Annotated in this window: 17 protein-coding genes; 1 reads left to right on the top strand and 16 read right to left on the bottom strand. The window is 45.1% G+C overall.

What is annotated here, in order from left to right; genetic code table 11:
* Positions 1-40: 40 nt before the first annotated feature.
* The 11 genes from M1D67_RS08880 to M1D67_RS08830 form a co-directional block, all read right to left on the bottom strand.
* Complete coding sequence (locus M1D67_RS08880) at positions 41-307, bottom strand: YggT family protein (RefSeq protein ID WP_025811370.1); 267 nt, start codon at positions 305-307, stop codon at positions 41-43.
* Between the two features lie 10 nt (positions 308-317).
* A complete protein-coding gene (gene sepF / locus M1D67_RS08875) occupies positions 318-770 on the bottom strand; it encodes a cell division protein SepF (protein ID WP_003181594.1) in 453 nt (150 codons plus the stop codon).
* Positions 767-1,462, bottom strand: a complete 696-nt coding sequence (locus M1D67_RS08870; protein WP_020451316.1) for a YggS family pyridoxal phosphate-dependent enzyme — start codon at positions 1,460-1,462, stop codon at positions 767-769. The genes sepF and M1D67_RS08870 overlap by 4 nt, the downstream gene beginning before the upstream one ends.
* 7 nt (positions 1,463-1,469) lie before the next feature.
* Entirely contained in the window at positions 1,470-2,309 is an 840-nt protein-coding gene (gene pgeF, locus M1D67_RS08865) for a peptidoglycan editing factor PgeF (RefSeq protein ID WP_020451315.1), read from the bottom strand.
* A gap of 222 nt (positions 2,310-2,531) precedes the next feature.
* A complete protein-coding gene (locus M1D67_RS08860) occupies positions 2,532-2,765 on the bottom strand; it encodes a YlmC/YmxH family sporulation protein (protein WP_011197962.1) in 234 nt (77 codons plus the stop codon).
* Between the two features lie 84 nt (positions 2,766-2,849).
* Positions 2,850-3,737, bottom strand: a complete 888-nt coding sequence (locus tag M1D67_RS08855) for a putative RNA methyltransferase (RefSeq protein ID WP_106070708.1) — start codon at positions 3,735-3,737, stop codon at positions 2,850-2,852.
* A 264-nt stretch (positions 3,738-4,001) separates the two neighbouring features.
* A complete protein-coding gene (locus M1D67_RS08850; protein ID WP_020451313.1) occupies positions 4,002-4,799 on the bottom strand; it encodes an ABC transporter ATP-binding protein in 798 nt (265 codons plus the stop codon).
* 133 nt (positions 4,800-4,932) lie between these two features.
* Positions 4,933-5,712 (bottom strand): RNA polymerase sporulation sigma factor SigG, encoded by a 780-nt coding sequence (gene sigG, locus M1D67_RS08845; protein WP_003181576.1) that lies wholly within the window; start codon positions 5,710-5,712, stop codon positions 4,933-4,935.
* 139 nt (positions 5,713-5,851) lie between these two features.
* The gene (gene sigE / locus M1D67_RS08840; RefSeq protein ID WP_003181573.1) at positions 5,852-6,571 is read right to left on the bottom strand and encodes an RNA polymerase sporulation sigma factor SigE; all 720 of its coding nucleotides are present in this window, start codon (positions 6,569-6,571) and stop codon (positions 5,852-5,854) included.
* Between the two features lie 59 nt (positions 6,572-6,630).
* Positions 6,631-7,560: a sigma-E processing peptidase SpoIIGA gene (spoIIGA, locus tag M1D67_RS08835; protein ID WP_026579754.1), complete on the bottom strand. Its 930-nt coding sequence runs from the start codon at positions 7,558-7,560 to the stop codon at positions 6,631-6,633.
* 184 nt (positions 7,561-7,744) lie between these two features.
* Positions 7,745-12,052 carry a S8 family serine peptidase gene (locus M1D67_RS08830; RefSeq protein ID WP_479831779.1) on the bottom strand — a complete coding sequence of 1,436 codons (4,308 nt, stop codon included), beginning with the start codon at positions 12,050-12,052 and terminating at the stop codon, positions 7,745-7,747.
* A 1,158-nt stretch (positions 12,053-13,210) separates the two neighbouring features.
* Between M1D67_RS08830 and M1D67_RS08825 the strand changes: the two genes are divergently transcribed.
* The gene (locus tag M1D67_RS08825; RefSeq protein WP_035338823.1) at positions 13,211-13,663 is read left to right on the top strand and encodes a hypothetical protein; all 453 of its coding nucleotides are present in this window, start codon (positions 13,211-13,213) and stop codon (positions 13,661-13,663) included.
* Between the two features lie 880 nt (positions 13,664-14,543).
* Here M1D67_RS08825 and M1D67_RS08820 read toward each other — a convergent pair.
* The 5 genes from M1D67_RS08820 to M1D67_RS08800 all read right to left on the bottom strand — a co-directional run bounded on the left by M1D67_RS08820 (position 14,544) and on the right by M1D67_RS08800 (position 20,129).
* Entirely contained in the window at positions 14,544-16,058 is a 1,515-nt protein-coding gene (locus M1D67_RS08820) for a S8 family serine peptidase (RefSeq protein WP_051967065.1), read from the bottom strand.
* A gap of 342 nt (positions 16,059-16,400) precedes the next feature.
* Positions 16,401-17,534, bottom strand: a complete 1,134-nt coding sequence (gene ftsZ, locus M1D67_RS08815; RefSeq protein ID WP_103749021.1) for a cell division protein FtsZ — start codon at positions 17,532-17,534, stop codon at positions 16,401-16,403.
* A gap of 34 nt (positions 17,535-17,568) precedes the next feature.
* The gene (ftsA, locus tag M1D67_RS08810) at positions 17,569-18,867 is read right to left on the bottom strand and encodes a cell division protein FtsA (RefSeq protein ID WP_020451307.1); all 1,299 of its coding nucleotides are present in this window, start codon (positions 18,865-18,867) and stop codon (positions 17,569-17,571) included.
* Between the two features lie 183 nt (positions 18,868-19,050).
* Positions 19,051-19,404: a small basic family protein gene (locus M1D67_RS08805; protein ID WP_003181559.1), complete on the bottom strand. Its 354-nt coding sequence runs from the start codon at positions 19,402-19,404 to the stop codon at positions 19,051-19,053.
* Positions 19,404-20,129 carry a DUF881 domain-containing protein gene (locus tag M1D67_RS08800; protein WP_020451306.1) on the bottom strand — a complete coding sequence of 242 codons (726 nt, stop codon included), beginning with the start codon at positions 20,127-20,129 and terminating at the stop codon, positions 19,404-19,406. Before M1D67_RS08800 ends, M1D67_RS08805 begins: the two co-directional genes overlap by 1 nt.
* Positions 20,130-20,145: the final 16 nt, after the last annotated feature.

The raw sequence follows: 20,145 nt of genomic DNA, 5'->3' as shown, positions 1-20,145 counted from the left end.
CTGCCTGCGGTAAGTCTTACGGGAGATCGGCATAATGTCTTTAAAAAGCGCCGAGCATTCTGAAAACCGCAAGAAGCCCTGCATCTGCGAACCGCAGGATGAAAATCGCCACGAGCGGAGAAATATCAATCATCCCGAGCGGAGGAATAATCCTTCTGAACGGTTCGAGATAAGGCTCGCAAAGTGAAGCAAGCACCCGGCCGAATGAAGACTCCCTTGCATTAGGCACCCAAGACATAAAAATGTAAATAATGAGCGCAAACGAATAGACGGTTATAAGCGTGCTTAAAATTTGATAAAGTAGGATCATCTGCGATTTACCACCTCTGATGTTCTTCTTCTATGAGCTCGGAAATCGTGCCGGAGACATCGACGTTTTCAGGCGTGCATAAAAAGATGTCCGCTCCGATCCGCTGAATATCGCCGCCGAGAGCATATACAGTTCCGCTCAAGAAATCAACGATTCTTTTCGCCTGATCGTGCTGAATGCGCTGCAGGTTCACGACGACGGCGCGCCGGTTTTTGATATGGTCTGCGATTTCCTGGGCTTCCGCGTACACCCGAGGCTCACTTAACACTACTTTAGAAGATTTCTGAACGCTTTGCAAACTTACGACATTCTGCTTCCCAGCCGCTTTAGACTGGTAGGCGGTTCTGTCTTTCGATTCATGCTCTTCAGGGATTTCCTCCCTGTCTGTTTCAATGTACTCGTATTCGTATTCCTCATCATCCAAGGAAAAAAAGTTTTTAAATTTGTTTTTCAAACTCATGATTGTCCACCTCCAGTTTCATTTCCGACTAAGGAAGATCCGATTCTGACGAATGTCGCGCCTTCCTCGACTGCGATCGTATAGTCGTTAGACATCCCCATCGAAAGCTCGCTGCACGGGGCGTTCCATTGACCGAGCCCGCGAACCTCGTCGCGCAGCTCTCTCAGCAAGCGAAAACAGCTTCTGATTGCCGTCTCGTCATCCGTAAAAGGAGCCATCGTCATTAATCCCGCAATCCGGATGTTTTCATATGCAGACAGTTTTTTTACAAAAGAAAGAACCTCTTCTTTTGCCATGCCGTGTTTTGAAGATTCAAGAGATGTGTTGACCTGAACAAAACAGTCAATCGGTTTTTTTGCCCTCTTCTGAATCTCGTCGGCCAATGAAAGCCTGTCTAAAGAATGGATATATGAGACATGATCGATGATTGCTTTTACCTTTCTCGTCTGCAGGGTTCCGATAAAATGCCATACCGGTTCGCTGTCTTTCAGAGCGTCGAGCTTGTGAAGCAGTCCGGTATCGCGGTTTTCTCCCAAATGTCTGATTCCTGCATCAAGCGCTGCCTGCGCCCGTTCCGGGGAAACATATTTCGTGACAGCGATGACGGATATTTCGTCGGGCGTTCTTCCCGCTTTGATACACGCTTCGTTGATCCTGTCATTTATATGTCGTAAATTGCTTTTCACATCCACCTGTAAGCTATACCTCCTTTAATCCGATGAAGGACATCATCCGTCCGGTTTTTCCCCGGTCTCTCCGATGGGAGAAAAACAGTGAATGCTCGCAGCTCGTACAAAGGGAACTCACCTTGATCTGGCCGTTTGGAATTCCGGCGTGTACAAGCAGCTGCCTGTTCACTTCTTTTAATTCGAGACGGTACTCCCCTTCTTTTATCGTCAAAAAGGCTTTGTCTTCTTGCTGAAGAGGAAGATTCCTGATTTTGTCTATTACATGATCGTCGACAGTGTAGCAGCACGAGCCGATCGCAGGCCCGATCACGGCGTGGATGTCTGCGGGATTTGATCCTTCCCGGCTGACCCACGTGTCAACCATGCTGGCTGCGATCCCGAGCGCGGTGCCTTTCCAGCCCGCGTGAGCGATTCCGGCCAGCGAGCGGACCGGATCGTAAAAATAAACGGGAACGCAGTCGGCAAAGCAAAGCGCCAAAAACAGGTTTGGCCTGTCTGTATAAAGTCCGTCCGTAGCCTTCAGCGCCGTATCGTATCGGAAAGCGCCGCTGGCGCGATCGCTATCCGTCACTTTTTGAATCCGGTCTTCATGCGTCTGATCGGCAAATACCCAGTCGTGCAGATCGGTTTTTAAGTTGTCGGCAATCTGTTTTCTGTTATTGATGACATGCTGTTCATGATCCTGAACGTGCAGCCCTGTATTCAGTGAGTGAAAAGGCGGTTCGCTTTCTCCGCCGTTTTTTGTCGTAAATCCGGCTGTGACGGCTCCGCCGGTTTCCGCCGTCTGATTCCATTCCTCAATCAAAAGCATTGACGGAGCATCAAGACGAAAGGGGTTATATGTATTCATGGTGATCAGCCTTTCGACAAACATCGTAGTCTTTCATCATATCGCTCCTATTTTAACACATCTTGATGCATTCGTTTAGTTTCGTTTCAAAAAACTAAACGAAATGTATTGTTTGCAACATTTATCGCCGTTTTTGCAGACGGTCTCACCGTATACAATAATGTTGAAAAAGCAGGCGGATAAGGGCCCGCCGATTGATCAGGCATCATCTCATATGCTTGATCAGCTTAAACGCACAAGAATCACATCTTCTCCAATTTTAACAATATTTCGCCACGGAATGACGATTTCCTCTTCTTTTCCGAAAAATCCGAAAACTTTCCCCGTTCCTCCGATGACAATCGCCTGTATTTTGCCTGTCGTTACATTAATATCGATATCGCCGATGCTGCCGAGCTTTTTCCCGTTTGATACGTTAACGACATCTTTTATCTGGAAATCAGAAATGTTCATCATGTCCACCGCACGCCTCCTCTGATCAAATGTCCTTTTAAGATTATATGAAAGGCAGTCCTTTATTTAGACTGCCTTTTCAGTGGTTTATTTCGTTTTTTTCCTGCCGGCTAAAATGTCGAGATGGACGGTCGTAACAGCGGATTCTTTCTTTAAAAAGGCTTTGATCCGCTCCTTTTCTGCGCGCCATGATAATGGCGTCATCTTGATGAGCGGCGCGAGAAGGCTTTGGTCTAAACGTTTGCTGTAGGCGATCTCCGTTCTGTCGATCAGATCGAAATGAGACGAGAACCGCTCAGCCGTATCCTCGCTCGTATAGGCTTGTTTGTCCAAGCCGTCATACAAAAACCCCCGCAGTTCTTTCAGATAGCCGCTTTTCGGAATCACTTTCAAAACGATGCCGTCATCAGATAACAGCCGCTCGAATTCCGCGTAATTAGAAGGCGACAATATATTGAGGATCGCGTCGAATGAACGATTCCGAAACGGCGCGGCAGCCAGATCGGCGACACACCAGATCGCCTCTCTTTCTTGCTTAGTCGCAGACACAATCCCGGCTTTCGCCAAATCAAGCCCGACGCCAAGGACAGGCGATCCGGAACGCATTTGAAGCTTTTCAACGATCCGCGCCAAATGCGAACCTTCCCCGCAGCCGGCATCGAGGATGCTGACAAAGTTGCAAAACGGGAGGCCTGCTTGTTCGAGACGGTCTGTCAAAGCGCCGCTAAGCGGTTCAAAAAAGCCGCGGGCGGCTAACATTCTTCTCGCTTCAAATAATTCTTTATCATATTTAACAGAAGGAGCATGCGTCGTGACATTGACATATCCCCCTCTTGCGATATCAAACGTATGTCCGTTTTTACAGATCAGGCTTTTTAAATCGGTGACCGCCATATTCGTTGCGCATATCGGGCACTGAAACATCGTTTCATGCCTTTTCATGAGCGATGCTCTTTTTAATTTTTTATTCATCATTGTTACACCTCATTCATTCACATTTAGATCAATGAAAAAGGCATAGACAAATAAACCCGCACCTTCGGCATTTTTTAAAGACGAAGGTGTGGATGGTTTAAGCGTTTGTCTATACCTTTCATTATCTGTAGCGAATGAATTGAATGATCATAATGATGAACCCCTCTTTAACATGACGTTCTCTATTATCTTACCAGCTTTTTCAAGAGGATGAAAGCTGAAAAAGAGCCTCCAAACAAGGAGGCTGCCAAAGAACCAGCCGTTTTAAATGCTGAGGTTTAGAGGCTTTTTCTTGGACAAATACGGTCTGCCGTCCGTCCATACCGCCTGGACGGGCATATCGAAAAATTCGGACAAAACCTCGCCGGACATCATCTCTCTTGTCTTCCCCAAGGCAAACACTTCACCTTTTTTCAACAGCAGCGTTTGGCTGAAAGCGGGGAGAATTTCTTCCGCATGGTGAGTAACATAAAGCATGGACGGTGCACTGTCTTTTTTGGCAATTTGTTCAACCGTCTCCAGCACCTGCTCCCTCGCGATGAAATCAAGACCGGTTACAGGCTCGTCGAGAATGAGCAGTTCTGGATCGGCCATCAAGGCCCTTGAGATCAGCACCTTTTGTTTTTCTCCCTGAGAGAGCGTTTCATATCTCCTGTCCGCATAACGGATGGAGCCGAATTCCTCCAGGAGGGCGATCGCTTTCTCCCTGACAGACTGTGAAGGCGATTCATAAAGGCCGATCGAAGCGAAAGCGCCGCTTAAGACAATTTCAAATGCACTGTCTTCAGGATACAGCTTCTGCTGCAGGGCCGCTGACACAAGGCCGATTTTTTGGCGAAGCTTTTCGTTCAGCTCCGTTTTTCCAAATTCGCGCCCTAACACGGTGACTTTTCCTGTTGTCGGAAAATAATAAGCGCACAGCATGTTCAACAGAGCGGTTTTGCCTGCTCCGTTCAATCCGTATAGCGCCCAGTGCTCCCCCTTTTCCACCGTCCAATCAATATCCTTTAATATCCACTCTCCATTTCGTTTTAGTGAAGCATTCTCAAGCTGCAAAACCATTTGAAGTCCTCCTTTTATGTAAATATTCTGATAAATTAAAATATAATTCTTTTATTATAGCTTATTTATATAACAAAGTGAATGAGAGATTTTCCATTTTTAGCATGTGAAAAGCCGCAGATTGACTGCGGCTTTAGTGAATGTTCTTATTCATTTGTTTAATGGCGGCTTTTTCCAGCCTTGAGACCTGGGCTTGGGAGATTCCGATCTCATCAGCGACTTCCATTTGCGTCTTGCCTTGGAAGAAGCGTTTTCTGAGGATCATTTTTTCCCGTTCATTCAGCCGTCTCATGCCTTCTTTTAAGGCGAGCTCTTCGATCCATTGCGAATCCTTGTTGCGCTCATCGCTGATTTGATCCATGACATAAATCGGATCTCCTCCGTCATTGTAAATCGGCTCAAACAAAGATACGGGATCTTGAATAGCGTCAAGCGCAAAAACGATTTCTTCATGGGACACTTCAAGCTCTTTCGCGATCTCCTGAGCCGTCGGCTCCCTGCTTGTCTCACTGATCAGCCGTTCTCTCACTTGCAGCGCCTTGTACGCGATATCCCTGAGTGACCGTGAGACGCGGATCGGGTTGTTATCGCGCAAATATCTGCGGATTTCTCCGATGATCATTGGTACAGCATATGTTGAAAACTTAACATTGTGGCTCAGATCAAAATTATCAATTGATTTCATTAGTCCGATGCAGCCGACTTGGAATAAGTCATCAACATACTCTCCTCTGTTGTTAAACCTTTGAATGACGCTTAAGACAAGGCGCAAATTACCGTTAACAAGCTTTTCTCTTGCTGTCGTGTCTCCTTCATCCTGCATTTGCTTGAACAACTTTCTCATCTCTTCGTTCTTCAGTACGGGCAGTTTTGATGTATCAACCCCGCAGATTTCAACTTTATTTCTCGACACTTTTTTCCCTCCCTACAGGAGCTGCTGTACAAAGTTCAGTATCTCCTCGGGTGGGAAAAATATGCATCGTTAATTTCCAAAAATAAGAAGATCAAGTCGAAAACCCTTGGCTGTCAACACTTCAAATTTCATAAAAAAATTAAACCATTTTGTTGAATTCTTTTCGCAGCCTTTTAATAATTCTTTTTTCAAGCCGGGAAATATATGACTGGGAGATGCCGAGCATATCGGCAACGTCTTTTTGCGTTTTTTCTTCTCCTCCGACAAGCCCGAAGCGGAGCTCCATGATCTGTTTTTCTCTGTCATTGAGCTGTTCAAGCGCTTTTTTCAGCAGCTTCTTATCAACGTTTGCTTCGATATCTTTTGTAATAATATCGTTTTCTGTTCCGAGCACATCTGAGAGAAGAAGTTCATTTCCGTCCCAATCGATGTTCAACGGTTCATCGAATGATACCTCTGAGCGAATTTTATTGTTTCTTCTTAAATACATCAAAATTTCATTTTCAATACATCTGGAAGCATATGTAGCCAGTTTGATTTTTTTCTCGGGATTAAAGGTATTCACCGCTTTGATAAGGCCGATCGTGCCGATGGAGATTAAATCCTCGATATTGATGCCGGTATTTTCAAATTTTCTCGCGATGTAGACGACCAGCCTGAGATTTCGTTCAATCAAAATCGCCCGTGCCGCCTGATCACCGTCAGGCAGCTTATGGAGAAGCACCTGCTCTTCATCTTTTGACAATGGCGGGGGCAGCGCTTCGCTTCCGCCGATATAATAAATTTCGTCGCTTTTCAGCCCCAGTTTCATTAAAAGTTTGTACCACAGATAGGTTAACCTTAATTTTAGTTTTTTCATCTTCCTCCCCCTTCTAAATAAACGTCTTCAGGAGTATGATAATGTAACAGACTTCGAGTTTAAGAAACGTGTTTGACCGGGTTTCCGGCGAGCATTTTCGGATGGACGATGGCGTCAAATTCGCCGTCCGCGGAAAGCGGTGAGGTGCTGATTCCAATCAGGCATTTCGGCGCTTCAATCACCTCCCTTTCCGAAAAAATGAGCACATGATCCGGCTTTAGGCAGAGCAGAAACTGATGCTGATGGCCGACCCCGCGGTAGGGAATCAGGCGGATCCGCCCGATATACGGGAGTGTTTCATCAAGTTTGCCGACGGCATCAAGCGGGCTCATTTCCTTGATGATCACACTCGCTTCTTCTCCCAATACACTTTTCAATTTTTCAATATTGACGATCATGACGGGCGTTTTTGTGATCGGGTCGTAGAGTTGGTTTCCGGAGTCAATCAATCCGGTGAAATGAAGCGTATGTTCATCAATGCCGGTCTCTAGGCGGACGCGTTCTTCATATTGAATTTTCTTCGCTTCAGCATCTTCAAAACGCTTTTTTGAAAACAGCCATACAGCCGGAAAACCTGCACCGACAAACAGCCAGCTGACCGGGTCTCCAAAACCGGACCAATTCGTCATAAAAACGCCGTTTTCCATGATCGAATCCGTTTCAAGTAAAGAATGCGCTCCAATAATCCCTCCTCCCATTAAAAAAGTGGCAAAATAAAAAGAAAACAAATTTTGTAAAAAAAACCGGAACCGCTTAAAACCAAATGTCACAAGAACGATCACAACCGAAAACGACAGTTTGCCTGCAGGATGAAGGACGTACGGCGAAAAAGGTGTAAACATAAACAGAACGATGCTTGACGCGACAAACGCCCCTAAGATCAGCCTCCGCTTTTTAACCCTTCGCTTTAAAATAAATGCGGTCATCATTAAAAGCAGCAAGTCAAAACAAAAGTTTAACAGCCATATCGCATCTAAATAGATTTCCACATCCTTCCCCTTTCTTTGGGCTCGGTGACCATATTGTTTGTTTTCCTAAGTATAAATCAAGCCCAAAGGTAAAGTCTGTCAATTAATGTTGCGCAAATCGTACATTTTTTGAAGTTTTCGTACTGAATTTGTCGATCATAAAACGAAAAAAAACGCTGCCATTAAAGACAGCGTCTTTTCACCTTTATTTCAGCTTTTCATTGATGTACAGTTTGCCTTTTGCCGTTTGTCTCGTTTCATTGCCGTAATCATCCCGGACGATGACCTCGATTTCCGCTCCTTTTGCTTTTGCGGTTGAAGTCGCGGTCCAATATCCTTCATACTTGCCTTTTGAGACTTCTCTGATCGGCAGCTCTGTTACGTTTTGGGCAGCCGTTTTGAAATTGGTAAGTGGCATTCTGATCACAAAGACAGCATCCAAATCAGCGGCGCTTTCAAACTCGATTTTCACGGTTTCTCCCGTTTTGAGCTCGAGGTCTTCAGCCGGTTTCAAGCCGGTGATTTGCGGCGCTTCAAAGTTGACATCCACCGTGACTTTTTTGGTCGTTTTGTTGCCTGCCGCATCCGCTGCCGTTACTTTGATTTCATTTTGGCCGTTGTCAAGCATAATCCTTGCAGAATACTCGCCATTGTCAACAGCCGCTTTTTTGCCGTTTACATGAACAGATTCTAAGTGGTCGTCTGATACTGTTCCTTTCACAGTGACAGTCTCTTTATTGAGTTTTGATCCGCTTTTCGGCGTGTCAATCGTAAGCTTCGGCTTTTTCTGGTCAAGGACGATCCGGACCGGGTCTGAAGCATCCGTCGTTCCGGAAGCCGATGACGATTTGGCGGTGATCACATTTTCACCTTTATTCAGCGGAATCTCTTTTGAGAAAGTGCCGTCTCCCGCCGTTTTCGCCGTTCCGGCTTCTTCATCTCCGTTAAAGAGCTGAACGGTCGTGTTCGGAGACGATGTCCCTTCGATGACAGCATTCTTTTTGTTGGTAATGAATCCGTCTTTAGGCGACGTAATCACAGGCATCGCCAATTCATAGTCGACCAAAGCGCGGATCATGAAGTTGCCTTGGTCTGATGGCGCTTTCGACCATGAGCCGTCCGTATACTGCCAGTTGCGGCCTGAATATTCCCCGTCTTCATCTGTAGCAAGTCCAGGTGAGTTGGCCAGGTCCTCTGTCTGGACGTACACGAGGTAAAAGTCTTTTCCGACGAGGATGCCTTCATCGCCCAAATCAACGGTCGTCCATTCACCTGTGCGGAGCGCTTCAGCTTTGAACGGGCCGGCGAGTTTTTTGCCCGGAGAGCCTTTTTCACCCGACGCATCGTAGACCTCGACTGCAAAATCAGTGCCGCCCGGATCCGGGAATTCTGTATCCCAGAATTTGAACAAGCCGCCTTTCAGCATAGCTTTTTCCTGCCCGTTTTCGAGCGTCATTTTGACGGCCAGCCCGTTGCCGGATTCATAGAAAGCCCAGGCGTTTTCCCCGGTTCCGTCATCATAGCCGATTTCCCCAGGATAGCCGATGAAAGGATCGAGCTCGATATCTTTCGAGACATCTCCTTTTAAATCAACGGAAAACTCGCTGCTGTAATATCCGTTTGCAGAGACCTTTACCATATACGAGCCTTCATAGGCCGTTAATGAATAACTTCCGTCGCCGTCCGTCTGAACCGGTTTTACGGATGCATCTTCAACGATATACAGCTTTGCATGTCGGACGGGTTCGCCCGTTTTTTTGTTTTTTATCGTTCCGGTGAGCGTCCCTTTCTTCAGTTCCTTTAAGACAAAGTCTGCCGTCGTCGTCTTGTCGGCCTCGATTTTTACGGTTTGCGCATTTGATTCATATCCGTACGCTTCCGCTTTCAGCGTATACGTTCCAGGTGCATGAGCCAAACTGTATGCGCCTGTTGCTTGGTTGGAATATGTCGATTTGCCCGTCTCCAGCACGCTGACCTGAGCCCGCACCGGAAGAACTGCAGGAGCTGCTTTTTTCGTCTCAGAATGTTCTTGAACGGTTTCTGCCGGTTTTGCTTTTTTCGGATCAATCGTTTGTTTCTTCGTTTTCTTATCCTTCATTTTAGCCGGCTGTTTTTCAACGCCCAGTCGTTTTTTCGTGCCTGCGCTCTTCACTTCCTTCACAAGCGCTACATCATCGATATAAAGCCCGTCACCTTCAATGCTGTCGTCAGATTGTAGGTTGAACATGATCTTAATCGTCTGTCCCCCGTACTCCGACAAATCAATCTGTCCGTCTTTCCATTCTGACGTCCTGCCGCTGTACTCAGCAGCCGGGATCCATTCATCTTTCCCTTCAGGCTGTACGTAAACGAAACCGTAATCGAAGTCCTCTTCAATATCGTGCCAATATTTGTATGTGAGATAAAGTTTTTGATTTTTTGGAACGCTGACAGGAGGCATAAGAAGATTCATATTGGCCGAACTTTGATACGGCCCTGTCAGATTTGTTGCGAATACGTTTTTTCCCGATGCTGCGGCATTCGGGCCTGACTGAGGAATACCGCGCTCCCATGAATTCTTCACACCTGATGTGATCCAGCCGTTGGCGGCATTCTCGAAATCTTGTTTATACCCTGTGGTCACAGCCGGAGAAATCGGGATTTCGTACACTTTGGATTCCGTTTTGTTTCCTCCGAAATCGGTGACAATCCATTTGTAGGAAAGCGTTTTCCCTTCAGAAACGGATACGGCCGCCTCGTACGTTCCTTTTTTATAGTCGCCGGAAGTTTGTTTGGCAGCGATCGTCACCCAATCGGAATCATCGGTTTTATAGCTTAATTTGACCGATATGATGCTGACATCGTCTTCCACATCAACTGAAAGAGGCGTTTCTGAGCCTGAGTAAATTTCCTTGATCTCTTGATGGTTTAAGACCGGCGGATTTTTGTCTTCGCCTTCTTTTCCGACTTGCCCTTCCGCTTTGCCCAACCCTTCTGTGACGGCGGACACCGCGTCAAACACGTTCACGAGCCCGTGGCCGTATCCGTTGTTCGGCGATTCGGTAAATTTGCTGTCTGTGAGCGGTGTTGCGGTTTCCATCAAAATCTTTTCGATCCCATCAACGGTGATCGACGAATCGGCCTGCTTGATAAGTGCGGCCGCGGCTGCGACATGCGGTCCTGCCATTGAAGTGCCGTCCCAGCCGTCTTGATAGCCGCTTCCAGGGACAGAAGAGCGAATGTTGACCCCAGGTGCTGTTACTTCAGGCTTGGTCTCATCATACGGGGAAGGACCTTGAAGTGAAAAATCGGCTAAGCGATTATCGATGTCTGTCGCACCGGTCGCGAACGCTTCGGGGTAGTTTGCCGGATTGGCAATCGAAGCAGGTCCTCCCGGATTGGTGAAATCAGCGTTCCCCGCAGAGAACTCAGGGAAGATGCCGGCAGCTCGCCACGCTTTTACGATATCCCTGTAAAACTCATCAATCCCGGCTCCCCCTGACCACGAGTTATTGACAACATCCGGAGCCATTTCAGGGTGCGGGTTGCCATCTTTATCTTTCGGCGCCAAAATCCATTCACCCGCTGCAAGGAGGTCTTCGTCCGTTCCGCCGTCATCCGAAAAAGCTTTCACGGCAATCCACTTTGCACCCGGCGCCACACCGATTTGGTTTTGACCGTCAGGCTCTGATCCGACCATCGTCCCGGTTACATGCGTGCCGTGCTCCAGGTCGTCAAAAGGTTCAGAAGCGCCAGAAACCGCATCATACCAGCTGAATTCGTGATCAGGCTGATCGGGATGCTGCGGGTCATATCCGCGGTATTTTTCTTTCAATGCCGGATGATCCCATTGCACGCCCGTATCAATTGACGCGACAACCGTGCCCGTTCCGTCATATCCCAATTTCCAGGCTTTTGGCGCGTCGACTCGATTGATATTCCATTCGATTTCTTTTTCATCCTTAGCTGCCGATTTTTTCACAGACTGTTTAGCCGGCTTGATCAGCTGCCTTTTTTCGTTCGGGAGCACTTTCTCTACTTCCGGAAAAGCCGCTACTTGTTCCATGACCTCTTTCGTCGCATGGACGGCCATCCCGTTGACAATATAATAGGAGCGGATTTTTTTTACTTTCCCTTGTTTTTCCTGCTTTTTCAAATAACGTTTCAAATCGCTTTGCGTCTCATCCGCTTTGACTCTTAAAGCGGAGACGACAGCCGAGCGCTTTTGATATTCTGTTTTAGCCGCGCTCAGCGACTTTTTCTTTGCATTCTTCTCCGCCTGCTTGGCCACCTTTGGAGTATCGACTTGATCTTTCAGTTTGATCAAAAATGTGACTTGATCTTCTTTTTTGAACTGTTTGACAAGAGATTTCGAAATTTTTTTCTCAATGGAAGCATTTTGTTTTGCTTGTTCTTTGTAAGAAGTGAGCGGTGATGCCGATTTTGCGGCAGAAGCGGCGGGCATCAGCATAGATAAGGCCAGAAGCCCACTTAACATGGAGCAGAAGGCCTTCTTTTTCAGCTTTCTTTTCAAATGAAATCCCCCTTTTTAATTCAAAATGGGTGTAGCAGACGATCCTCCTCTCGTTTGTAATGTTTTGTCTATCCAGGTTGCTCCTTTAAATATAGTAAATATCGGCTTATTTTTTTGTCGTTATTTGTCATCCAAATGTTTAAAATTGGTTAAAAAAAGAGGATTTTTTTCTCAGTTTGGAAAATTCATTTTAGACAGGAGTTAAAATGCATTTTTGGAGTGAATTTAAAATTTCAGCACACTGTCTTACCCTCACAAAAACTGTAGAAGTTTGCATCTGATTTTTAGCAGGTTCCCCCAATGCAATAAATTCACATTATTTGTATTCATTTTGAATGACCTAATCTATCTTTAAAAAGTTTTCCGTGTACTCCTCTCCTATGTCTATTAAATAAATGGGAAGAGCTGTGTTTACTGTGTTTAGTGAATAAAACTGGCTTAGGCGTCTGAAACCGAACGCGAATATGACGTGAAATGTGCGTCGACAAAGGTAAGATCCACAGAGAAACCGTTTAGAATACTGCTGAACTGGTTGCCGAAGTACAGCGCTAATGGCTCTTAGGGAGATGAAACTGTAGAGGCTGCAAAGAAAAGCAGGAATTGTGGTTGATAGCATTTACGGACCTACAGAAAAAGAGCTGGCTCCCATTGAGCGAAAAAGAAAAAGACATCATTGAACTGTAAGAAAATTATCTTCCTCATTACCTTTTAGTGTTTAAAGTAAAAGCCCGGATGACAAAAGGTGATAAATCAAAACAAATTCTGAAATCGCTGACTAACACTATACTTCTATTCGAATAAATAGCAAGGAACGGCGCAGATGTTGAATACGGATGAAAATAGCCAATTTAGTTGAAAGGTTCCGGTTAATGAATGGGCTAAAAACCTGAGGGAGAAAATGAAACTTAAAGATAAAAAAGGGGCTTTTTCAGCATGAGAAAATCCAAATTGGACTATATATTATATTATTATTTCTGGATCTGTACATTTAGATTACAATTATTTCCCCATAACCGAACTTTAGCTCGATATTAACAATTTTAAATCGATTGATCTTGATGGAAATAATGAAATTTCAAGTATATTTTTGATTGTATTTGACAAAATTAAAATTATATATTAATATTTTTCTGTATTTTACTATTGGAGGGAATCTTTATGAAAAAATCATTATTAATTATGTTTTCTTTTTTATTAGTATCTTCAGTTATACTATTTGGATCTAATGAAAAAGCTCAAGCAGCCAGTTATTCAAGCTGGCAACATCCTTATGGTTTTAAAAAGAGTTGTAAAGTCAGAGTTATAACTGATGCAAGTACATACACAAAAAGAGCTACTACAGTTGATGCTAAGATTGAGCAGAATGGTAACTGTGGAAAACTTTACTATGCTATGTATCTTGCTGATAGAAATTCAAACACTTTTTCGATAGGGAATGGAAAAAGAGGCGAATTTTCTCATTCATCTCCTTGGAAATCTTTTAGTCTCAGATCAGTGCACAAAACTCAGTCGACAACAGTCCAAGTTTACTTGTTTCATAAGAAAAATAGCGACGAAAATGTTGAAACACCAAGTGCATGGTCAAAGACTATTAAAATTTATGGTCGTTAATCTTATAATTTAACATGCCTAACATGAAGTTCTAAAAATCATGTCAAACGTAGCAAAAAATCTAATCTTTCTTTTATTTTATATATTGAGGAAAAATAAAACCTGTTGAGATTTTCTCTATAGCCTAGGAGCTGTTTCAAGCACCTAAAACATAAAATCTGATTAATCGTCTTTAATGGTTCACCAGATTTATGTGTTTCTTTAGCGGGATTTGTTCATACGGGCGACGGGAATTCGTCGAACGTTACCTTGTTAAGGACAACAAAGTAACGTTCGATGTTAACTTTTTTCTCGCGGCGGAGGAGTAATATTCAGAAATCGAAGTCTTTTTTGAAATAACAAATATGTTCTCTATGTCGGCTTTTCTTTTTTAGTACAGTCAGTTTTTCTGTTTTGCTTTTAGGCCCTCATACACCGGGTTGTAATACACTTGGCCGTTCTCTCAGGCTTTCGTAAACAAGTTTCAAAGGGCATCTTCGCACGATTGACACTCTACAACTATGCCAATCTTTTCGTTTAGTGAAACCACTCTTTCCAAAGGCACTAATTGCTGAAGTTATGGGAGAAATCCATTAAAGTGGCAATTTAAAAAAATACTTTTGCTATTAAAGTTAATTGAAAAAATGTACGTTTTAATGGCTCTTCCTTTAACTTGCCCAACTAATATCTTCATACACCTCATAAAAATTATAGATAAATTCCTCACTTATACTCTTCTATATCACACCATCAGAAGGTGTTCCATCAGCGCCTTGCTCATGCTTGTTTGGTCACTTAAATTTAATAGAGAGTGATTTTTTGTATTTTTTAAAATATAGAAAAAGATTGTCCCAAAAGGTCTTTTTCTTGCGACCATTTGAAACAACCCCTTTTGATATTATCATCTTGACTTTTTCGCTTCATTAAATGACTTCAAGGCATCGACCAATCCGTAACCATATCCGTTGTTTGGCGAACTTTTAAACGTTTTGTCCGTCAGAGGCTTCGCCGTTTTCCGCAAAATTCGTTCGATTTCATCAACGGTAATGTTCGGATCGGCTTGCCGTATTAATGCTACGACACCGGAAACATGCGGAGTCGCCATTGATGTGCCGTCCATCATTGCGTATCTGTGTCCCGGATAAGCTGAGCGAATGCTCACGCCGGGAGCGGAAAGATCCGGTTTGACTTCATCGTATGGAGATGGCCCCTGCAATGAGAAATCGGCTAAAGCGTTCGTGCTGTCAACCGCGCCGATTGCAAAAGATTCCGGATAGTTGGAAGGATTTTCGACAGATCCTGGACCGCCCGGCTCGGTTTCGCTCACATTGCCTGCTGCGAATACAGGGAAAATCTCCGCCGCACGCCAAGCCTTCACCATGTCGCGATACCATTCATTAAGCCCGCGTTCGCCGGCCCAGGAGTTATTGACGACATCCGGAGCTTTTTCGGGGTGCGGTTTTCCTTTTGCATCTTTCGGCGCCAAAATCCATTCACCCGCTTCTAAAAGGTCTTTTTCACTTCCGCCCTCTGCTGAAAAAGCTTTGACTGCAATCCATTTCGCAGTCGGTGCAACACCGATCTGATTTTTCCCGCCTGATTCAGATCCGACCATCGTTCCGGTCACGTGTGTGCCATGCCCGAGATCGTCGTACGGCGTTTTTTTATTGCTTGTTGCATCAAACCAGTTATATTCGTTGTTCGGGCTGTTCGGCTTTGTAGGATTATATCCGCGGTATTTTTTCTTTAATGCCGGATGATCCCATTCAACACCAGTATCAATCGAAGCGACGACAGTTCCTTTACCTTTATACCGTTTCTTCCAGACGTCAGGCGCGTGCACTTGCTTAATGTTTGCGTCTGCCTCGGAAGATGAAGCTTTCGACGTTGTATCGATTTTGGCTTTTTCTGTTTCGCTCAATTTGATCGTTTGATTTGGGAGCACCTTCTCCACTTCTGGAAACGCCGCTATTTTCTGCATTACTTCTTTTGTGGCCGTCACAGCCATTCCATTTACAATATAAAATGATTCCACTTGCGATACTGCACCTTTTTTCGTTTGTGCCTGCAAATACGTTTTCAAGTCTTTTTGCGTGTTTTCGGCTTTTGTCTTTAAAGAGGTGAGAACCGCCGACCGTTTGAGCTCTTTTACCCTTTTCTTTGTCATAATGCTCGCCTTGGCATTTGTCTCTGCCACTTGTGCGGTTTGCTGCGTATTGGCCTGATTCTTCATTTTAATTAAAAATGTAACCTTTTCGTGTGATTCAAAGTCTTTGTAAAGAGAGTCTGATATTTTATTGTGTCCCTTCGCGTCTTTCCCCGTCGTGCCACGGTTGGCTTGGACAGCCCCGGGGACCAGCAGTGCACCGATGATTGCCGCGCACGTCAATGTGCGATATATTGGCTTTTTCTTCAACTGACATCCTCCTTTTACATTGCGAATCTCGTCGCGATTTGCCGCTTCTTGCATTTCTATGTCTAGAAAAAAGAAGGCATCTATAATGTAAAAGAAAAAGCTCGTAGATTTTGTCGGTTTTTGTCACCACGCTGCAATTAATCGATAAATTCATACTTTTTACATATCCGAATGTTTACGGTATAGTCCGGCGTACTTTCAGGTGTTAAGCAATTTAGGCAGAAAGGTAGTGTAGAGCAGCGAGCCCTTTGTTCTGGTTGTTTCGAAGGGAATTTAATGGAGGTTTCAAGAGGTTTCAATTTGAAAAGGCTGCTGATGGATCAGCAGCCTCTTGTTTATACATTAGCGTTTATTGCGGTTTCTTAAGAAAGTCGGGATGTCAAGCGTATCCTCGGCAGGCTGTGATTGGCTGCGATGCGGCATGCTTGGCTCCTCGCGCTTCGGCTCCCGTTTCGGAGCAGGCTGATGATGCTGTTTTAAACCTTGGTTTAAAGGTCTCTGCGGCTTAGATGCATCTTGATCCTGTTCGATAAAGCCGGTCGCGATGACCGTAACGACGATTTCGTCTTTCAAGTTTTCATTGATGACAGATCCGAAGATCATGTTAACGTCCTGGTCAGATGCAGCTGCCACAATGTCCGCTGCTTCCTGAACTTCGTAAAGGCTTAAGTTGGTTCCGCCTGTGATGTTCATCAGCACGCCTTGGGCACCGTCAATCGCCGTTTCAAGCAACGGGCTGGAAACAGCTTTTTTAGCGGCTTCTGCAGCGCGGTTCTCACCTGTCGCTACACCGATACCCATCAGTGCAGAACCTTTGTTGGACATGATTGTTTTGACGTCGGCAAAGTCAAGGTTGATCAGTCCAGGTGTTGCGATCAAGTCTGAAATGCCCTGAACACCTTGGCGGAGAACGTTGTCCGCTTCGCGGAACGCTTCAAGCATCGGTGTGTTTTTATCGACGATTTCAAGAAGACGGTCATTCGGAATGACGATCAGGGTGTCGACGGCTTCCTTCATTGCTGAAATACCGCCTGCCGCCTGAAGCTGTCTTTTTCTTCCTTCAAAGGTAAACGGCCTTGTGACAACGCCGACAGTCAATGCGCCCAGATCTTTTGCGATTTGTGCGATGACAGGTGCCGCGCCCGTTCCTGTTCCGCCGCCCATTCCGGCTGTGACGAACACCATGTCTGCACCTTTCAGCGCTTCTTCAATTTGTTCTTTGCTTTCCTCTGCGGCTTTTTTGCCGACTTCCGGATTGGCTCCGGCGCCGAGCCCGCGCGTCAGCTTCGCACCAATCTGCATTTTCGTTTCCGCTTTTGACAGGTTGAGAGCCTGGGCATCCGTGTTGACTGCGATAAACTCGACTCCCTGAACGTCATTTTCGATCATCCGATTGACGGCATTGTTACCGCCGCCACCTACTCCTATTACTTTAATCGATGCTAAGCCGTCTATATTTGTTTCAAACTCTAACATGCTAAATCCTCCTAATCCGTCGAATGACTAATCTCTATTCCCAAAAGAAGTTAAATATTTTCTTCATTTTGCTCGGCTTTTTCTCAGCTTGAGCGTGCTGCTTGGATTTTGGCTTCGGTCGCTGCTGCACTTCTTTTTGATGTGTTGCCGCGACTTCCTGAACCGCTTGTTCCGGCATCTTAAAACCTACTTTTCTGCCTTGGATTTTTGCGTTGCGGTAAGCGAATTGGATGAGGCCGACTCCTGTCATGTATTGAGGTTCTCTTACACCGATATAATTCGGGCTAGCCACTCTGACGTTATTTTGAAGAACATCCTGTGCGAGGCTGAGGACACCCGGCATTCCAGCCTGTCCCCCTGTAAGCACAAACCCTCCCGGCAATTCTTTTATTCCCATGTTCCGCAGTTCCTCTGCCACGAATAAAAAGATTTCTTCGAGCCTGGCTTCTATAATGTCTGCCACTTCCCGCTGAGAAAAGGTCTGCTTTTGGTCTGTCCCGATCACGGCGACTTCAAATGTTTCCTCTTCCGACGCTTCTTCATAGAAAGCATGTCCAAACTGCTTCTTCACCCGCTCAGCTTCGTCTGTGGAAGTGCGCAATCCGATTGAAATATCCTTGGTGATGTTTTCTCCTCCCAGGGGTATGACGCGGGTCGCAAGAAGATGTCCGTCCTCAAATACGGCAACCGTTGTCGATCCTCCCCCGATGTCGATTAAAGCCACTCCGAGGTTTTTTTCGTCCTTTGATAAAGCGACAGATCCGGCAGCCAGCGGCTGAAGGCAAATATCCGTTATTTCAATTCCCGCTCTTTCCACACAGCGCAGCAGGTTATGTAAGATCGTTTTAGAGCCCGTGATCAGCGATCCTTCCACTTCAAGGCGGACGCCGAGCATCTTTTTCGGATCTGTAATATCGCCTCTGCCGTCAACGATAAACTGTCTCGGAATCACATCGACGATCAGCTGTTCAGGCGGGATGGAAACGACTTGAGCGGCCTCCATCACCCGGCGCACGTCTTCAACGTGGATCTCTTTATTCTCGCTTGAGACAGCCACAACACCGTTCGTATCTTGAATATGGATGTAGTTCCCATTAACCCCGACGATCGCGTGGGTCAGCGGAAAACCTATCATTCTTTCTGCTTGTTCAAACGCTTTTTTTATAGAATGAACCGTTTCATCTATATCAACGATTGATCCTTTTTTCAGCCCCTCTGAGGGAACATTTCCGACTCCGATAATGTTAAGAGAATCGTCTGACATTTCACCGACGATCACTTTAATATTGGACGTACCGATGTCTAGACTGACGTAAAGTTCATTGTTGTTCATTCTATGGCACCTCCTCACATTTCAGTCAATTCTATTCTATTATTTGCCGAACAACAATACAATGAATCTGGTTTTACAAGTGTGTAACAATCAATACAAACCAATACGCTTCGTTTTTAGTTTTAGGATTACTGTGAATATTCGTGATATCCTATGTATATCCTCTTTTAAATCCGATTTTTTTTAATTTTTTCTCCTCGAGGCCGTCCATTTGGCGAGCAGTATTCTTCTGATGACCGCGATGTTTTGAAAAAGCCTCACGCCAAATGCAAACATACCGACTAAATACAAGTCTACACCAAGATGAACGCCCAGAAAAGCCAAACTTATGGCGAGAATGATATTGAAGAAAAAGCCCGTCACAAAAACTAGTTCATCGTATACACTTTCCAAATGGGCCCTTATTCCCCCGATCAAAGTATCAAGGGATGCAAGAATCGCCAGGGACAAATAATTTGAGTATTCATCCGGAATGGTGAAGTTCGTGCTGAACCCGATTGTAATTCCGAGCAAAAGCCCTAAAACCGGAAGCCACATTAGGAATTCTCTCCTTTTGATTTCTCGAGCGGTTTCAATGGCGCAACTTGCATTGAACCTTCGTAAGCTTTGATTTTGATTTGTTTTTCAGGCCTTTTGATTTGCAAATCCAGATTTTCTCCCGCGAACAGATCCTGCAGGGATGAAGCATTCATTCGGCTATATAGTTTATCGGCGTTTTTGCCGATGACTTTTACCGTTATCGGATAGTTGTCCAAAGGATATCCGTCGATTTTGGTTGTTCCGTTGATATCCCTGATCACCGTCGTGTTGACAACCCTTCTGTCATTGATCGATATTTCTTCCGCTTCATACATATTCAGTTCATTAATCAGCTTTTTCAGAAGGTCTGGCGGCGGATTTTGAATGGATTCTCCCGTGAGTTCTTCCGAGAAGAGCTGAGAAATGGTGATGATGATTCCGTTCCCTGTGACATCTGTGAAGCCGGCCTGTTTTTTTAAGTTTTGAAGCGTTTCATTCAACGCTTTTGTCCGCGAGGTTTCTTCTTGATGACTGTATGTGTTCAGCATTTTTTCATATTTGTCAATTTCGCTGATCAGCTCAAGCTGTTTTTTCTGTTCTTTCTTCAGATCCTCCCTGAGGTCCCAAATGTCCCGCGTATCGCGGACTTTCGGCGCTTTCAGCGAATTAAACTGCACGGACAGCATAATTCCGAAAATGAGCATCAGGATGCTCAAACTGATGAAACGATTATTTTTCTTCAACGTCCGCCCACCAACT

Source organism: Bacillus sp. PK6-025, from assembly GCF_056530265.1.
The sequence above is the reverse complement of the archived record's forward strand: the minus strand, read 5'-3'. Positions and strand labels throughout refer to the sequence as shown.